Origin of the sequence: Streptomyces sp. NBC_00306, assembly GCF_036169555.1 — a bacterium.
GTDB classification, from domain to species: Bacteria; Actinomycetota; Actinomycetes; order Streptomycetales; family Streptomycetaceae; genus Streptomyces; species Streptomyces achmelvichensis.
The window spans coordinates 3,994,173-4,008,562 of the sequence record NZ_CP108032.1 but is presented as its reverse complement, the minus strand read 5'-3'; the positions used below and the strand labels follow the sequence as shown (position 1 = coordinate 4,008,562).

Annotated in this window: 12 protein-coding genes and 1 pseudogene; 7 read left to right on the top strand and 6 right to left on the bottom strand. The window is 70.7% G+C overall.

The features are described from left to right. Positions 1–49: 49 nt before the first annotated feature. Both OHA05_RS17860 and OHA05_RS17855 read left to right on the top strand, forming a co-directional pair. Complete coding sequence (locus OHA05_RS17860) at positions 50–1,765, top strand: sensor histidine kinase (RefSeq protein WP_328861139.1); 1,716 nt, start codon at positions 50–52, stop codon at positions 1,763–1,765. A 155-nt stretch (positions 1,766–1,920) separates the two neighbouring features. Continuing rightward, positions 1,921–3,159 carry a M23 family metallopeptidase gene (locus OHA05_RS17855; protein WP_328861138.1) on the top strand — a complete coding sequence of 413 codons (1,239 nt, stop codon included), beginning with the start codon at positions 1,921–1,923 and terminating at the stop codon, positions 3,157–3,159. A gap of 74 nt (positions 3,160–3,233) precedes the next feature. On the opposite strand, the gene OHA05_RS17850 is transcribed toward OHA05_RS17855, so the two are convergent. Then, the gene (locus OHA05_RS17850) at positions 3,234–4,094 is read right to left on the bottom strand and encodes a Cof-type HAD-IIB family hydrolase (protein WP_328861137.1); all 861 of its coding nucleotides are present in this window, start codon (positions 4,092–4,094) and stop codon (positions 3,234–3,236) included. A 215-nt stretch (positions 4,095–4,309) separates the two neighbouring features. Between OHA05_RS17850 and OHA05_RS17845 the strand changes: the two genes are divergently transcribed. Then, positions 4,310–5,209: an LLM class flavin-dependent oxidoreductase gene (locus OHA05_RS17845; protein WP_328861136.1), complete on the top strand. Its 900-nt coding sequence runs from the start codon at positions 4,310–4,312 to the stop codon at positions 5,207–5,209. A gap of 48 nt (positions 5,210–5,257) precedes the next feature. On the opposite strand, the pseudogene OHA05_RS17840 reads toward OHA05_RS17845, so the two are convergent. The 5 genes and pseudogenes from OHA05_RS17840 to OHA05_RS17820 form a co-directional block, all read right to left on the bottom strand. Next, positions 5,258–5,800 (bottom strand): annotated as a pseudogene (locus OHA05_RS17840) (RNA 2'-phosphotransferase); the annotation flags it as partial. A gap of 279 nt (positions 5,801–6,079) precedes the next feature. Then, positions 6,080–7,036 (bottom strand): MerR family transcriptional regulator, encoded by a 957-nt coding sequence (locus tag OHA05_RS17835; RefSeq protein WP_443043837.1) that lies wholly within the window; start codon positions 7,034–7,036, stop codon positions 6,080–6,082. Positions 7,037–7,046: 10 nt separating this feature from the next. Then, on the bottom strand, positions 7,047–7,964 hold the full coding sequence (locus OHA05_RS17830; RefSeq protein WP_328861134.1) for a metal-dependent hydrolase: 918 nt from the start codon (positions 7,962–7,964) through the stop codon (positions 7,047–7,049). Next, positions 7,961–9,730 carry an SDR family oxidoreductase gene (locus OHA05_RS17825; protein ID WP_328861133.1) on the bottom strand — a complete coding sequence of 590 codons (1,770 nt, stop codon included), beginning with the start codon at positions 9,728–9,730 and terminating at the stop codon, positions 7,961–7,963. Before OHA05_RS17825 ends, OHA05_RS17830 begins: the two co-directional genes overlap by 4 nt. Beyond that, on the bottom strand, positions 9,727–10,569 hold the full coding sequence (locus OHA05_RS17820) for a M24 family metallopeptidase (protein WP_313945370.1): 843 nt from the start codon (positions 10,567–10,569) through the stop codon (positions 9,727–9,729). The genes OHA05_RS17825 and OHA05_RS17820 overlap by 4 nt, the downstream gene beginning before the upstream one ends. Positions 10,570–10,813: 244 nt before the next feature. Between OHA05_RS17820 and OHA05_RS17815 the strand changes: the two genes are divergently transcribed. The 4 genes from OHA05_RS17815 to OHA05_RS17800 are packed head-to-tail and all read left to right on the top strand — an operon-like array spanning position 10,814 to position 14,375. Beyond that, a complete protein-coding gene (locus OHA05_RS17815; RefSeq protein WP_313948946.1) occupies positions 10,814–11,779 on the top strand; it encodes an ABC transporter ATP-binding protein in 966 nt (321 codons plus the stop codon). After that, on the top strand, positions 11,776–12,678 hold the full coding sequence (locus OHA05_RS17810) for an ABC transporter permease (protein ID WP_328861132.1): 903 nt from the start codon (positions 11,776–11,778) through the stop codon (positions 12,676–12,678). Before OHA05_RS17815 ends, OHA05_RS17810 begins: the two co-directional genes overlap by 4 nt. 49 nt (positions 12,679–12,727) lie before the next feature. After that, a complete protein-coding gene (locus OHA05_RS17805) occupies positions 12,728–13,639 on the top strand; it encodes an ABC transporter ATP-binding protein (protein WP_328861131.1) in 912 nt (303 codons plus the stop codon). A 16-nt stretch (positions 13,640–13,655) separates the two neighbouring features. Further along, positions 13,656–14,375, top strand: a complete 720-nt coding sequence (locus tag OHA05_RS17800) for an ABC transporter permease (protein ID WP_313945373.1) — start codon at positions 13,656–13,658, stop codon at positions 14,373–14,375. The last annotated feature ends 15 nt before the right edge of the window (positions 14,376–14,390 follow it).

The window sequence follows — 14,390 nt, the reverse complement described above, 5'->3', positions numbered from 1 at the left end:
GGCAGACGGCAACTTTCCCTCACAAACGCGGCTAACTACGCTCAAGGTCATGACCGAGCCCGAGCCGCAGGAATCGAGGGACCCCGCCGAAGCCGCGGCACAGGCGACCCGCGGCCTCCAGGGCCTGTCCACCGAGCTCACGGCCCGGGTCCCGCAGCTGCTGGAGGCCATGCGGTCCGTCGGCACCGGACTCGAACTGCACTCCACGCTCGACCGGATCTGCAAGACCGCTGCCGAACTCGCCGACGCCCGCTACGCCGCCATCGGCGTCGTCGACGAGGAGGGCGAAGGCCTCTCCGACTTCGTGACCTACGGCGCCGACGAGGAGGTGGCCCAGCGGATCGGGCATCCGCCGGGCGGCCGGCACGGGCTCCTCGGTGCACTGATCCACGGGCCCGCCCCCGTACGGCTCACCGATCTCACGTCCGATCCGCGCTTCACCGGACTGCCGCCGGGACATCCGCCGATGCGTTCCTTCCTCGGCGTTCCCATCCGCGTCCAGGGCGAGATCTTCGGCAACCTCTATCTGACGGAGAAGAGGAACGGAGCCGACTTCGACGACGAGGACCTCCACATGGTGCGCGTGCTCGCCACCGAGGCCGGCATCGCCATCGGAAACGCTCGCCTTTACGAAGCGGCACGCCAGCGGGAGCACTGGATCGACGGTTCGGTCGCCGTGACCACCGCCCTGCTCTCCGGCGGTGACGCCGACGACGCGCTGGCCGTCGTCGCCGAGCAGGCCCGAAAGCTCGCCGAGGCCGCCGCCGGGATCGTGCTGCTGCCGGCCGGCGAAGGCGGACTGGAGATCGTCGCCGTGGCCTCCGACCACCCCGCGACATCCCTCGGCATCGTCCTACCGCCGGAGAGCCCGGTCGTGGCCCAACTGCTGGCCGGCGAGGCGGTCTTCGTCACGGACGCGGCCACCGATCCGCGTCTGCTCACCCGGATGACGGGGCGCTTCGGCCCCAGCATGCTGCTGCCGCTGCGCAGCGGGGGACGGGTGCTCGGGGCGCTCGCCACTCCCCGGGCGCGCGGGGCCCGGCCGTTCAGCGAGGCGGAACGGACGCTCGCCGCACAGTTCGCCTCACAGGCCGCGCTGGCGCTGATGATGGCGGAGGCCCAGCGGGACCGGGAGCGGCTCGCGGTGTACGAGGACCGCGACCGGATCGCCCGCGACCTGCACGATCTGGTGATCCAGCGGCTGTTCGCCACCGGGATGATGCTGGAGAGCGCCCAGCGCCGGTCGGTCGTGCCCGCGGTGCAGGAGGGCGTGGGCAAGGCGGTCGACGAACTGGACGTGACCATCCAGGAGATCCGCACCGCCATCTTCGCGTTGCAACAGGGCCCTGCCGAGGTGCCGTCCGGGCTGCGCACCCGGGTCCTGCGGGAGATCAACATGGCGGCCGTCCCTCTCGGCTTCAGGCCCGGCCACCGCTTCCGCGGCCCCGTGGACTCGGTCGTCGGCGAGCTCACCGCGAAGAACCTGATCGCGGCGCTGCGCGAGGCGCTGTCGAACGCCTTCCGGCACGCGGAGGCGACCCGTATCGATGTCGTCGTCGATGCGACCGTGGCACTCGACGACGGCTCCGACGGTGTCCGGCTGACCGTCGCCGACGACGGGGTGGGCATGTCTGCGGGTGGGCGGCGCAGTGGGCTGCGCAATCTTGCCCGCCGTGCCGAGGCCCTCGGCGGAACGAGCCGCAGCGGCCCGGGGATCGGTGAGGACGGCCGCGGGACGACGGTGTTCTGGGAGGCACCGCTGTAGCCGGGCTTCGCCTCCTTGCCACGGTCGCACGGTCGAGGCGACAAGCCCCGCGTGGCTGTGGCCGTCCCGCGCAACGGGCCGGATCCTGGGCCAGGTGGCCGTACGACACCTCGGCGGTACCACAAATCGCGCGCCCGCCGGGTGACGATCCGGACATGTGCCTGAGACCCCGTGACCGGCTGCTGCTCGTCCCGGTGGTGCTGTGTGCCCTTCTCACGACGACTCCGTCCCCGGCCGCGGGCACACCGGTGGATCCGATGCCGCTGCCCACCGTGCCGGTTCCCGCGATCCCCGCTCCCCTGTTGCCGGGTCCCCTGCTCCCGGCTCCCCTGCTCCCGGCTCCCGTGCTCCCGGGTCCTCCGGCGCCGGCTCTCGTGGCGCCCGCCGACCCGGAGCCGCCCGCGCCGCCCGCCGCCGCACCGGAACCGGCCGCGCCACCCGTCGACGGCCCGGACATCAGCATCAGCGCGGAAGTGGCCCGGCTGTACGCGGAGGCGGCGCGCGCCACCGCGGGGTACGAGAAGGGCAGACGCGCCGCCGAGGCGCAGCGCCTCGCGGCCGGCAGGCTTCAGGACCAGCTCGATCAGCAGCGGGGCGAGATGAGCCTCCTGCGCGACGACTTGGGTGGGGTCGCCCGCGCGCAGTACCGGAACGGCGGATCGCTCACGTTCACCGCGCGGCTGCTTCTGTCGAAGACCCCCGACGAGCTGCTGCGAGGACGGCGTATCGCACGTCAGGCGGAGGAGGCCGTGGGCCGGCTGCTCGACCGGGCCCGTCTCGCGGAGCAGCGGCTGAGCGCGGCCGAGCGGCGGGCCAGGGCCGCCTGGCACGACCTCGACGTCCGCAGGGCGGGGCTGGCCGCGGCCAAGCAGCGCATCGCGACCAAGCTGGAGGCAGCGCAGTGGACGCTGCAGGGCGAGGCGGACCGGAGCGTGGCCGCCGGCACCTGCGCGGGCGCCGTACCCGTCGACGAGGACACGCCACCGGCGGCGGCGTGGGTCCCGCCGGTGGAGGACTACGCGCTGTCCGCAAGCTTCGGGAGCGGCGGGTCGCACTGGGTGAGCGGGCACACGGGCCAGGACTTCGCGGTGGGCATCGGGGCGCCGGTGCGCGCGGTGGGGGCGGGCCGGGTGCTCTCCGTCTCCTGCGGAGGCGCCTTCGGCATCGAGATCATCGTCCAGCACCCGGGCGGCTACTACACGCAGTACGCCCACCTGGCGTCCCTGGCCGTCGACCAGGGACAGCAGGTGCACACCGGGCAGTGGATCGGTCAGGCGGGCACCACGGGCAACTCGACGGGGCCGCACCTGCACTTCGAGGTGCGGCTCACGCCTCATCTGGGCTCGGGGGTCGATCCCGTGCCGTGGCTGGCGGAGCGGGGCGTCGGGCTGTGACGCCCCTCCGCCGCCTCACGCGGAAGGGGTTCGACACGGGATCGACACCCCGGACGCCCTCGCCGCGAACGTGCTCAGACGCCCTCGGGCGGGAGGTTCTGCAGGATGCGCTCGATGACGACCGCCACCCCGTCCTCGTTGTTGGCCACGGTCCGCCCCGAAGCCGCGGCGATCACGTCCGGATGGGCGTTGCCCATCGCGTACGAGGTCCCCGCCCAGGTGAGCATCTCCACGTCGTTCGGCATGTCACCGAAGGCCACGACCTGGTCGGAGGAGATCCCGCGGTTGGCACAGCACAGCGCGAGGGTGCTGGCCTTGCTCACGCCCAGGCCGCTGATCTCCAGGAGCGCGGACGGGCTGGAACGGGTGAAGGACGCACGATCGCCCGCGGCCGTACGTGCCAGGGTGAGGAACCCGTCGGGCGTCAGATCGGGGTGGTGGGCGAGCAGCTTGATCACCGGGGCGGCGGAGCCGGGCTCCTCCTCGTGGAGCAGCTTCTCGGCGGTCGCGACGGTCGCGCCGGGGTCGAGGAAGAACGGCGGGTACTGAGGCTCGTAGTGGATGCCGACGGTCGTCTCGACCGCGAAGGAGGTCCCGGGGGCGGCGTCCCGCAGGGTGCGTACGACGTCGAGGGCGATGTCCCGCTCCAGGGGCCGGACCTCCAGCACCTTCCCGCCCGCGTGCAGATCGACGACGGCGGCGCCGTTGGCGCATATCGCCAGGCCGTGGCCGTGGACATGGTCACTGACCACGTCCATCCAGCGGGCCGGGCGGCCGGTGACGAAGAAGACCTCTACCCCGGCCTCCTCGGCGGCCGCGAGGGCGGCGATGGTGCGTTCCGAGACGGACTTGTCGTCGCGCAGCAGCGTGCCGTCCAGGTCGGTGGCGATCAGCCGGGGGACGACGGGCGGAAAGGAATCGGTAGCTGAGGTCACCGATCCATTCTCCCGTACGCCCGCGCACGTGCGTGCGACAGGGCGCACATCTGAGTGCAGCTGGGCGTGACCGGGGGGATTCTCCGAGAAGAGCCGCGGGTTTCCCCCTGCGCTGCGGGGTGATCCGGGCGGGCGGAGGACTTCCCCGGGGCGGGACGGAGCACAGTTCCCGGGTCCGGGCGGAGGAGTCCTCGGGGCCACGTACGCTCGAAGGCATGCGTTTGAGCACCGTGATCCTTCCTGTCCGTCCCTGGCACGACGGCGGCCGTGACGAGTGGCTGCGAGCCGAGCAGCTCGGCTTCCACACCGCCTACACCTACGACCACCTGTCGTGGCGCACCTTCCGCGACGGCCCCTGGTACGGCGCGGTCCCGACGCTGACCGCCGCTGCCGCCGCCACCGACCGGCTGCGCCTCGGCACCCTGGTCACCTCGCCGAACTTCCGGCACCCCGTGACCCTCGCCAAGGAGCTGATCTCCCTCGACGACATCTCCGGCGGGCGGGTCACGCTGGGTATCGGCGCGGGCGGCATGGGCTTCGACGCGACGGCGCTCGGGCAGGAGGCCTGGACCCCGCGGGAGAGGGCGGATCGCTTCGCCGAGTTCGTACCGCTGCTGGACCGGCTGCTGACCGAGGACTCCGTCACCTACGACGGGCTCTTCTACTCGGCGGTCGAGGCACGCAACATCCCTGGTTGCGTACAGCGGCCGCGGCTGCCGTTCGCGGTGGCGGCGACCGGGCCGCGCGGGCTGAAGCTCGCGGCGCAGCACGGCCAGGCGTGGGTGACCACGGGCGACCCGAAGATCTTCGAGACGGGCACTCCGGCGCAGTCCCGCGAGGCGATCCGCGGGCAGATCGACAAGCTCGGCAAGGCGTGCGCGGAAGCGGGCCGGGACGTGGCGGACCTGGACAAGATCCTGCTCACCGGCTTCACACCGGACCGCGGGACGCCGCTGACCTCGCTCGACGCCTTCGTGGACTTCGCGGGCAAGCACTTCGAGCTGGGCTTCACGGAGATCGCGATCCACGCGCCGATCCCGGACTCGGACTTCGCCGCCGACCAGGCGGTCTTCGAGCAGATCGCGACCGAGGGGCTCGCGCAGCTGCGGCGCTGACGCGCACAGCGTCGCCGGATCCACGCACCCCGGACGCAGCGCACGGAACTACGCGCCGGGGAACCGCAGGAACTCGGTCGGGACGGCCTCCGCCAGCCACACGCCGTTCGCGCTGACGCGGAAGACATGGCCCGCGCGGTGCATCGCCCCGGAGTCCACGGACAGGATGACGGGGCGGCCGCGGCGCGCGCCGACCCGCGTCGCCGTCTCGCGGTCCGGCGACAGGTGCACATGGTGGCGGCGCATGGGACGCAGGCCCTCGGCGCGGATCGCGTCCAGATGCGCGGCGACCGTGCCGTGGTAGAGGTACGCGGGAGGTTCGGCCGGGGGCAGGTCCAGGTCGACCTCGACCGTGTGGCCCTGGTTGGCGCGGATACGTGTGCCGTCGATGGTGAAGCGCCGTTTGTCGTTGACGGCGACGACATGGTCCAGCTCGGCGCGGGTGAAGGGGAAGTGGTGCGCGGCCGCGGCGCGCATCAGCTCGTCCACCGGCACCCAGCCGTTCTCGTCGAGGGTGATGCCGATCCGCTCCGGCTGATGGCGCAGATGCTTCGAGAGGTACTTCGACACCTTCACGGTGCGCCGCTCGTCGGGCTCGGCGCCGCCCCGGTCGGGCTCGGAGCCGTGCTCGGCTCCGGACGGCTCAGGCTCGGCGACCGGCCGTCCGCGCGCGGAGTCTCGCTTGTCGGATCGGTCTCGCTTGTCGGATCGTCCGTCGGATCGTTTGTCGGGTCTTTCGTTCATGCGGTCAGCGTGCCCGGCCGATCACCCTCGCCGCCACCCAGAAAAATCGCTGCGAATGTTTGATCCACAGCCAACTGTGGTTATCCACAGGGGAATTGACGATTCTGTGGACAACTCCTGTTCGTTTTACGTGCTTTGGCCAAGTCCACTGGTGTCGCCTGTCCTTGACGCCAGAGCATCCAAGGTCCTTGCCTGAAGCTCCCGTTCGGTCGCCGCGGTGATGAACGCTGCCGCATGCTCCGCGCCAACCAGGGCCTGTACGGCCAGGATCGTCTCCGTCGGCAGGGCGACGGAACGCGCCTCGGAGCCGACGGGAAGAGGACCCTCCGACGTCAGGTGGAGTTGCAGGTGCTGGGTGGCGAACGTACGCATGGCGCGCGCCAGTTCGGCATCCACCGTCTGCTGTGCGAGCGGACGGAGTCGTCGCACCAGCGACGCCGCTTCGGCCGCATTCGCGTCGGTCGGCGGCCGGTGCCCGAGATAGCGGGCGAAGACGTGCTCGGTGGTGAACTCCAGGAAACGCGAAGCGATGTGCTCCACCTGGCCGCGAAGTTCCCTCAGATGACCGGAGATTGCCCGGAGCGGAACCCCGGCCGCGTGCAACTCGGCCGCCACAGCAAGTTCCTGAGGGCTGGGGACCAGGAACTCGTCGTCCCGCCCCGGCACGGCCTCCAGCACCCCGAGCTCCACCGCCTCGGCGACCGCGGCATCGTCCGGCTTCCCCCCGAACTTGGCGTTCAGCTCGTCCCGGGTGATCCGGGCCGCCTCCTCGTCGGTCCACGGGCCCTGCACCTCGGCGACCAGCCCGAGCACTCCGCCGAGTCCCCGGCCCGCGTCCCAGGCCTCCAGCAACTCCTTGATCGACGCCAGGGTGTAGCCCCGGTCGAGCAGATCGGCGATCTGCCGCAGCCGCGCCAGATGGGTGGAGCCGTAGACGTTGGACCGGCCGCGCCGTTCGGGCTTGGGCAGCAGCCCGCGGTCCTGGTAGGCGCGGATCGTACGGACCGTGGCGCCGCTGCGGTGCGCGAGATCCTCGATGCGGTACTCGGCGACTGACTGCTCGGACACGCCCGCTCCCTCGATGACAGACCGCCTACGACAGGGCGGCGCGGCCCACCGCCCCCGCCGCGGCGCGGGCCGCCGGCGAGGTCGCGAGATAGTCGACGGCCCTGCGCAGCGAACCTTCCTGCGAGGGATGGTACGACCGCCGGAAGTAGCGGGGTATCGCGGCGCCCAGCTCGCGCCAGGTGGGCAGCAGCCCTCTGGCGACCGCGCGGTTGTGCTCGCGCAGGGAGTAGCGCAGCCGGCCCGCCAGTTCGGGGTCGTGACGGATGAGATACGCCGTGCCCCAGGCCCACAGCCACAGCAGCACCGGGGTGGTGACCACCATGCCTTCGATGCGGCGTGCGTAGCGTGGCAGCCCCGAGCCTCCGCAGTGCTGGTACATGTCGAAGGCGACGGCTCGGTGCTCGACCTCCTCGGCGCCGTGCCAGCGCAGCAGGTCGAGCATGATCTCGTCGGCGTCCGCACGGTCGAGCCCTTCGGCTCGCAGCACCCAGTCGCCCAGCACCGCGGTGAACTGCTCGATCGCCGCGATGATCGAGAGCCGGAACCGCAGCCATTCCCGCGGCGGCACCGGTGCGTTGAACGGCGGTGTCTCGCCGAGGAGCTTCTCGAAGAGGAAGTCGACGTGCCGGGTGAAGTCCTCGGTGGCGAGCCGCTGGGCCGCCAGATGGTCCAGCACATGGGAGTGCTGCACGCTGTGGGTGGCCTCCTGCCCCATGAAGCCCTTGACGTCCTTCAGCAGCACCGGGTCCGACACCATCGGCAGGGCTTCCTTGAAGACCTTGACGAACCACCGCTCCCCGGCGGGCAGCAGCAGATGCAGCACATTGATCACATGGGTGGCGACGGGCTCGTCGGGTATCCAGTGCAGCGGGGTCCCGTCCCAGTCGAACGAGACCCGCCGCGGGGTGATGGCATGGTGACCGGTCTGCTCCTCGGTGCTCACAGCGGCGGCTCCAGCCGGGCGATCGCGCGCAGAGTCCTGGGCGTGAAACGGGACATGAAGCGAAGGCCGCGGGCCTCGGGCGTCACCGGCACCACCGCCTGGTTCCGTACGACGGCGCGCAGGATGGCGTCGGCGACCTTCTCCGGCGGGTAGTTGCGCAGACCGTAGAGCCGGGCGGACTTCTTCTGGCGCCGCTGCTCCTCGGCCGCGTCGACGCCGGCGAAGCGCGCGGTGGAGGTGATGTTGGTGTTGACGAAGCCCGGGCAGATCGCCGAGACCCCGATCCCCTTGCCCGCGAGCTCGGCCCGCAGGCATTCGCTGAGCATCAGCACCGCGGCCTTGGAGGTGCTGTACGCGGGCAGCGCCTTGGAGGGCTGATAGGCGGCGGCCGACGCGGTGTTGACGATGTGGCCGCCCTGTCCGCGCTCGGCCATCTGCCGCCCGAAGAGCCGGCAGCCGTGGATGACACCCCACAGATTGACGTCGAGGACCTTCTTCCAGTCCGCGGACGTGGTCTGGAGGAAGGAGCCGGACAGGCCGATCCCCGCGTTGTTGACGAGGACGTCGACCACTCCGTACTCGGTGGCGACCCGGTCGGCGAGCTTCTCCATCGCCTCCTCGTCGCTGACGTCCACCGCCTCGCCCCAGGCCTCGGGAGCCCCGATGAGCCGGGCCATCTCCGCGGTCCTCGCCGCGCCCTCCGCGTCCCGGTCCACGGCCACGACCCGGGCCCCGGCCTCGGCGAACGCGAAGGCGGTCGCCCGTCCGATGCCGCTGGCCGCGCCCGTCACCAGGACGAGCTGTCCGCCGAACCGCTCGGCGTGGGCGCCCCTGGCCGCACTCACCGGCGCCGCCGTGCCCGCCGGACTGCCCTCGTGCTGGGTCACGAACTCAGCAATCCAAGAGGCCAGTTGGTCGGGCCGGGTGCGCGGGATCCAGTGCCGGGCGGGCAGCGTCCGGCGGGTCAACTGCGGTGCCCAGGTGCCCAGGTCGTCGTAGAGCCGCTCGGACAGGAAGAAGTCCCCGGTCGGCGTGATGAGCTGCACGGGCGCGTGGGCGTAGGCGTCGGGACGGGGGCGGCGGAGCCGGGCACGGACGTTGTCGCGGTACAGCCAGGCGCCGTGGGCAGCGTCCTGGGGGAGCGAGGGTGTCGGGTAGTCGCCGGCGGCCGGCTTCTCCATGCGCCGGAGGATCTTCGGCCACTGCCTGCCGAGCGGTCCGCGCCAGGCGAGCTCGGGGAGCACCGGCGTATGCAGCATGTACACGTACCAGGACTTGGCGCCCTGGCCGAGGAGCTGTCCGACCCTGCGGGGGGTCGGCCGGCTCATCCGCTTCTTGATCCAGTGCCCGAAGTGGTCCAGCGACGGTCCGGACATCGAGGTGAAGGAGGAGATCCGCCCCTCTGTGCGCTCCAGCGTGACGAACTCCCAGCCCTGCACGGAGCCCCAGTCGTGCCCGACGAGATGCACCGGCCGGCCGGGACTCACCGCGTCGGCGACGGCGAGGAAGTCGTCCGTCAGCTTCTCCAGCGTGAAGCCGCCGCGCAGCGGGGTCGGCGCGGTCGAGCGACCGTGCCCCCGCACGTCGTACAGCACCACATGGAAGCGGTCGGCCAGCCGTCCGGCGACCTCGGACCACACTTCCTTGCTGTCCGGGTATCCGTGTACGAGGAGGACCGTCGGCCTGTCGGTGTCGCCCAGTTCGGCGACGCACAGCTCGATTCCTCCCGTACGCACCCAGCGCTCCCGCGCCCCTTCGAGACTCACGCGTCCTCCGCCCAGCGCCGCACATGCGGCAGATCGTCGTCCAGCCAGAACGCGCTCTGCTCGGGGTCCCTGGAGTCGGTGACCACCAGGATCTCCTCGAACTTCGCGCCCGTGCCCCGGAATCCGAGGTGCGGTTCGACCGCCCAGAGCCCCGGACGGGGCGGGTGGTCGGAGAACTTGTATGGGCTCCACAGTGGTGACCAGCCGTCGCGATGACCGTGCAGCGCGTCGCTCGCGAGGCCCTTCAGCGACTGGGTGCCGAAGCCGAAGAGGCTCGGTGACCAGCGCCGGTCCTTCACTCGGTCGATCTTGTGGGCGATCACGCCGAAGGGATACGCGCGGTGCCGGTTGGCGTACCCCTGGCGGACCATGAGGCGCTCCACGTCCTCGTATATCTCGCGCAGCGATCGCCGCTCCCGCACCTCGCGCAGAATCAGCTCGCGGTGTGCCTGGAGATCGGAGAGCAGCTTGCTGTGCAGCGGGCTCGGGCCGAGACAGCCCGAATAGCCGATGTCCGCGGTGAAGCCCCTGTGCACCGGAGCCATGTCGAGAATGAAGGGCATGCCCGGCTCGAGCACGCGGTTCGTGGGGAAGAACTGCAGGGGCACCCGGAAGCCGACGAAGGCCGTGCGGTCGCCGAACCAGGCGAACGGCAGATGGAACCAGTCCCGCACCCCGCGCTCCCGCAGCCAGTCGCGCTGCATGCGCGCGGCCTCGCGCTCGGTCACGCCCGGCTTGAGCTGCGCCGCCACCGCCTCCGCGCAGTCGTAGGCGAGCCGCTGCACGTCTCTGAACCCCCGCAGCTCCGCGGTGAGTTCGCCTGCCACTGCTGAGGTCATGCCACTGTCCGTCCCGTGTCGGATGCAGTACGTGCCCGTAACTTGACACTGATGAATGTGACAATGCCCGGCGGCTACGTCAAGACCCGTGCCGAAGCCTGTGGAAAACACCGCCGTCCCCCGACGTCCCGGGGGCACTGAGGTCGCATGCCCCTACGGGTCCGTACCTCTGGAGTCGGACACGGATACAGCCGTCAGGGCTGACGCTCCCTGTGTCGTGCACCACTACCTTCGAACTGTGACTGTGATCGCGACCGAAAGCCTGAGCAAGCGGTTCCCCCGGGTGACCGCTCTTGACCGGCTCTCCTTGGACATCGGACCCGGTGTGACCGGCCTGGTGGGCGCCAACGGAGCCGGCAAGTCCACGTTGATCAAGATCCTGCTGGGTCTGTCCCCCGCCACGGAAGGCCGGGCCGCGGTGCTCGGCCTCGACGTCGCCACCAGCGGCGGCGCCATCCGTGAGCAGGTGGGTTACATGCCCGAGCACGACTGCCTGCCGCCCGACGTCTCGGCCACCGAGTTCGTCGTCCACATGGCGCGCATGTCCGGGCTGCCGGCGACGGCCGCCCGCGAGCGCACCGCGGACACCCTGCGGCATGTCGGCCTCTACGAGGAGCGGTACCGCCCCATCGGCGGCTACTCGACCGGCATGAAACAGCGGGTGAAACTCGCGCAGGCCCTGGTCCACGACCCCAAGCTCGTCCTCCTGGACGAGCCGACCAACGGCCTCGATCCGGTGGGCCGCGACGAGATGCTCGGCCTCATCCGGCGCGTCTACACCGACTTCGGGATCTCGGTCCTGGTCACCTCGCACCTCCTCGGTGAACTCGAGCGCACCTGTGACCACGTCGTCGTCATCGACGGCGGCGCACTCCTGCGGTCCAGCTCCACCAGCGACTTCACCCAGACCACCACGACCCTCGCGGTCGAGGTCACCGACACGGACAAGCACCCCGACGGGACCGCGACGCTCCGTGAGGCACTGGCGGCCGCCGGGATCACGCTCCACGCGGGCGTGGAGGAGGGACTGCCGGGAGCCGGCCACATCCTGCTGATCGAGGCCACGGGCGAAGAGACGTACGACGTCGTGCGCGACACCGTCGCCGGCCTCGGTCTCGGCCTCGTACGGATGGAACAGCGACGCCACCACATCGCGGAGGTCTTCCGCCCGGAGGCAGCGGCACAGGCGATGGAGGTGCAGGCCCGATGAGCACGGAGCTGTCCGGAACGGTCCCCGAGACCACCCGTATCCACAACATCGGCTACCGGAACTACGAGGGCCAGCGCCTCGGCCGTGCCTACGCACGCCGCTCGCTCTACTCGCAGTCGCTGCGCGGCGCCTACGGCCTCGGCCGTTCGGCGAAGTCCAAGGTGCTGCCGATGATCCTCTTCGCGGTGATGTGCGTGCCCGCCGCGATCATCGTGGCGGTCGCCGTCACCACCAAGATGAACGACCTCCCCCTCGACTACACGCGCTACGCGATCGTCACCCAGGCGGTCATCGGGCTCTATCTGGCCGCGCAGGCACCGCAGTCCGTCTCCCGCGACCTGCGCTTCAAGACGGTGCCGCTGTACTTCTCGCGCCCGATCGAGCGGATCGACTACGTCCTCGCGAAGTACGGGGCGATGGCGTCCGCGCTGTTCGTCCTCACCGCGGCGCCGCTGGTGATCCTCTACGTCGGCTCGCTGCTGGCCAAGATGGACTTCATGGACCAGACGAAGGGCTTCGCACAGGGCATGGTCTCGGTGGCGCTCCTCTCGGTGCTCTTCGGCGGACTCGGCCTGGTGATGGCCGCGCTCACACCGCGCCGCGGCTTCGGTGTCGCCGCCGTCATCGCGACGTTCACGATCACCTACGGCGCCGTCTCCACCGTCCAGGCCATCGCCTGGGAGACCGGATCGGCCGGAGCGATCAAGTGGCTCGGCCTCTTCTCGCCGGTCACCCTCATCGACGGCGTGCAGACCGCCTTCCTCGGAGCCACCTCCGCCTTCCCGGGCGAAGCGGGACCGGGCGCCGGTGCCGGCGTGGTCTATCTGCTGGTTGTCCTCGCGCTCGTCGCCGGCTCGTACGCCGTCCTGATGCGCCGCTACCGAAAGGTCGGGCTGTGACCGCCCGCCCGTCGCCCACCACCACCCTCCTAAGGAATGGGCTGCGCCCATGAGCACTCTGAACATCGAGCACACCTCGCGGTGGTTCGGCAATGTCGTGGCCGTCAACGACGTGACCATGACCGTCGGCCCCGGCGTCACCGGTCTGCTCGGCCCGAACGGTGCCGGAAAGTCCACCCTCATCAACATGATGGGTGGTTTCCTCGCCCCCTCCACGGGAAGCGTCACGCTCGACGGCCATGCCATCTGGCGCAACGAGTCCGTCTACCGCCAGATCGGCGTCGTACCGGAGCGGGAAGCGATGTACGACTTCCTGACCGGCCGCGAATTCGTCGTCGCCAACGCCGAGTTGCACGGTCTGGGTGCCAAGGAGGCCCAGAAGGCGCTCGCGACGGTCGAGATGGAGTATGCGCAGGACCGCAAGATCTCGACGTACAGCAAGGGCATGCGGCAGCGCGTGAAGATGGCGTCCGCGCTGGTCCACGACCCGTCGGTGCTGCTGCTCGACGAGCCCTTCAACGGCATGGACCCGCGCCAGCGCATGCAGCTGATGGATCTGCTGCGGCGCATGGGCGCCGCGGGGCGCACCGTGCTGTTCTCCTCGCACATCCTGGAGGAGGTCGAGCAACTCGCCTCCCACATCGAGGTGATCGTCGCCGGACGGCATGCCGCGTCCGGTGACTTCCGGAAGATCCGCCGGCTGATGACGGACCGGCCGCACCGCTATCTCGTACGGTCCAGCGACGACCGCGCGCTCGCCGCGGCCCTGATCGCCGACCCGTCGACGGCCGGCATCGAGGTCGACCTCGCCGAGGGCGCGCTGCGCATCCAGGCCGTCGACTTCGGCAGGTTCACCGAACTGCTGCCGCGGGTCGCCCGCGAGCACTCCATCCGGCTCCTCACGGTCTCGCCCTCGGACGAGTCCCTCGAGTCGGTCTTCTCCTACCTCGTAGCGGCCTGAAAGGAGCTGTGACGTCATGTACAACCCCACAGTCGCCCGGCTCACCTATCGGGCCGTGCTCGGCAGGCGCCGGGCAGCCATCCTGTTCGTCCTGCCCGCCCTGCTGCTCGTCATCGCGGTGGCGGTACGGAGCTTCAACGGCGTCGACGACCAGGTCGCCGCCGACGTCCTCGGCGGCTTCGCCATCGCCACGATGGTGCCGCTCATCGGTGTCATCGCAGGCACGGGAGCGATCGGTCCCGAGATCGACGACGGCTCGATCGTCTATCTGCTGGCCAAGCCGGTGAAGCGGCCGACGATCATCTTCACCAAGCTGATCGTGGCGATCGCCGTGACGATGGCCTTCTCGGCCATCCCCACCCTCATCGCGGGGTTCATCCTCAACGGCAACGGTCAGCAGGTCGCGATCGCCTACACGGTCGCGGCACTCGTCGCCTCGATCGCCTACAGCGCACTGTTCCTGCTGCTGGGCACGGTCAGCCGGCACGCGGTCGTCATCGGCCTCGTCTACGCACTGGTCTGGGAGACGCTGTTCGGCAGCCTGGTGCCCGGCGCCCGCACCCTGAGCGTCCAGCAGTGGGCGCTCGCGCTCGCCGAGAAGATCGGCGGCGAGGGCCTGATCGGCTCGGACGTCGGGCTTCCGCTGGCAGCGGTGCTGCTCGCCGGTGTCACGGTCGCGGCCACGTGGTACGCGGGCCAGAAGCTGCGGGTGCTGAAGCTCGCCGGCGAGGAGTGAGAGACAGCGACCCCG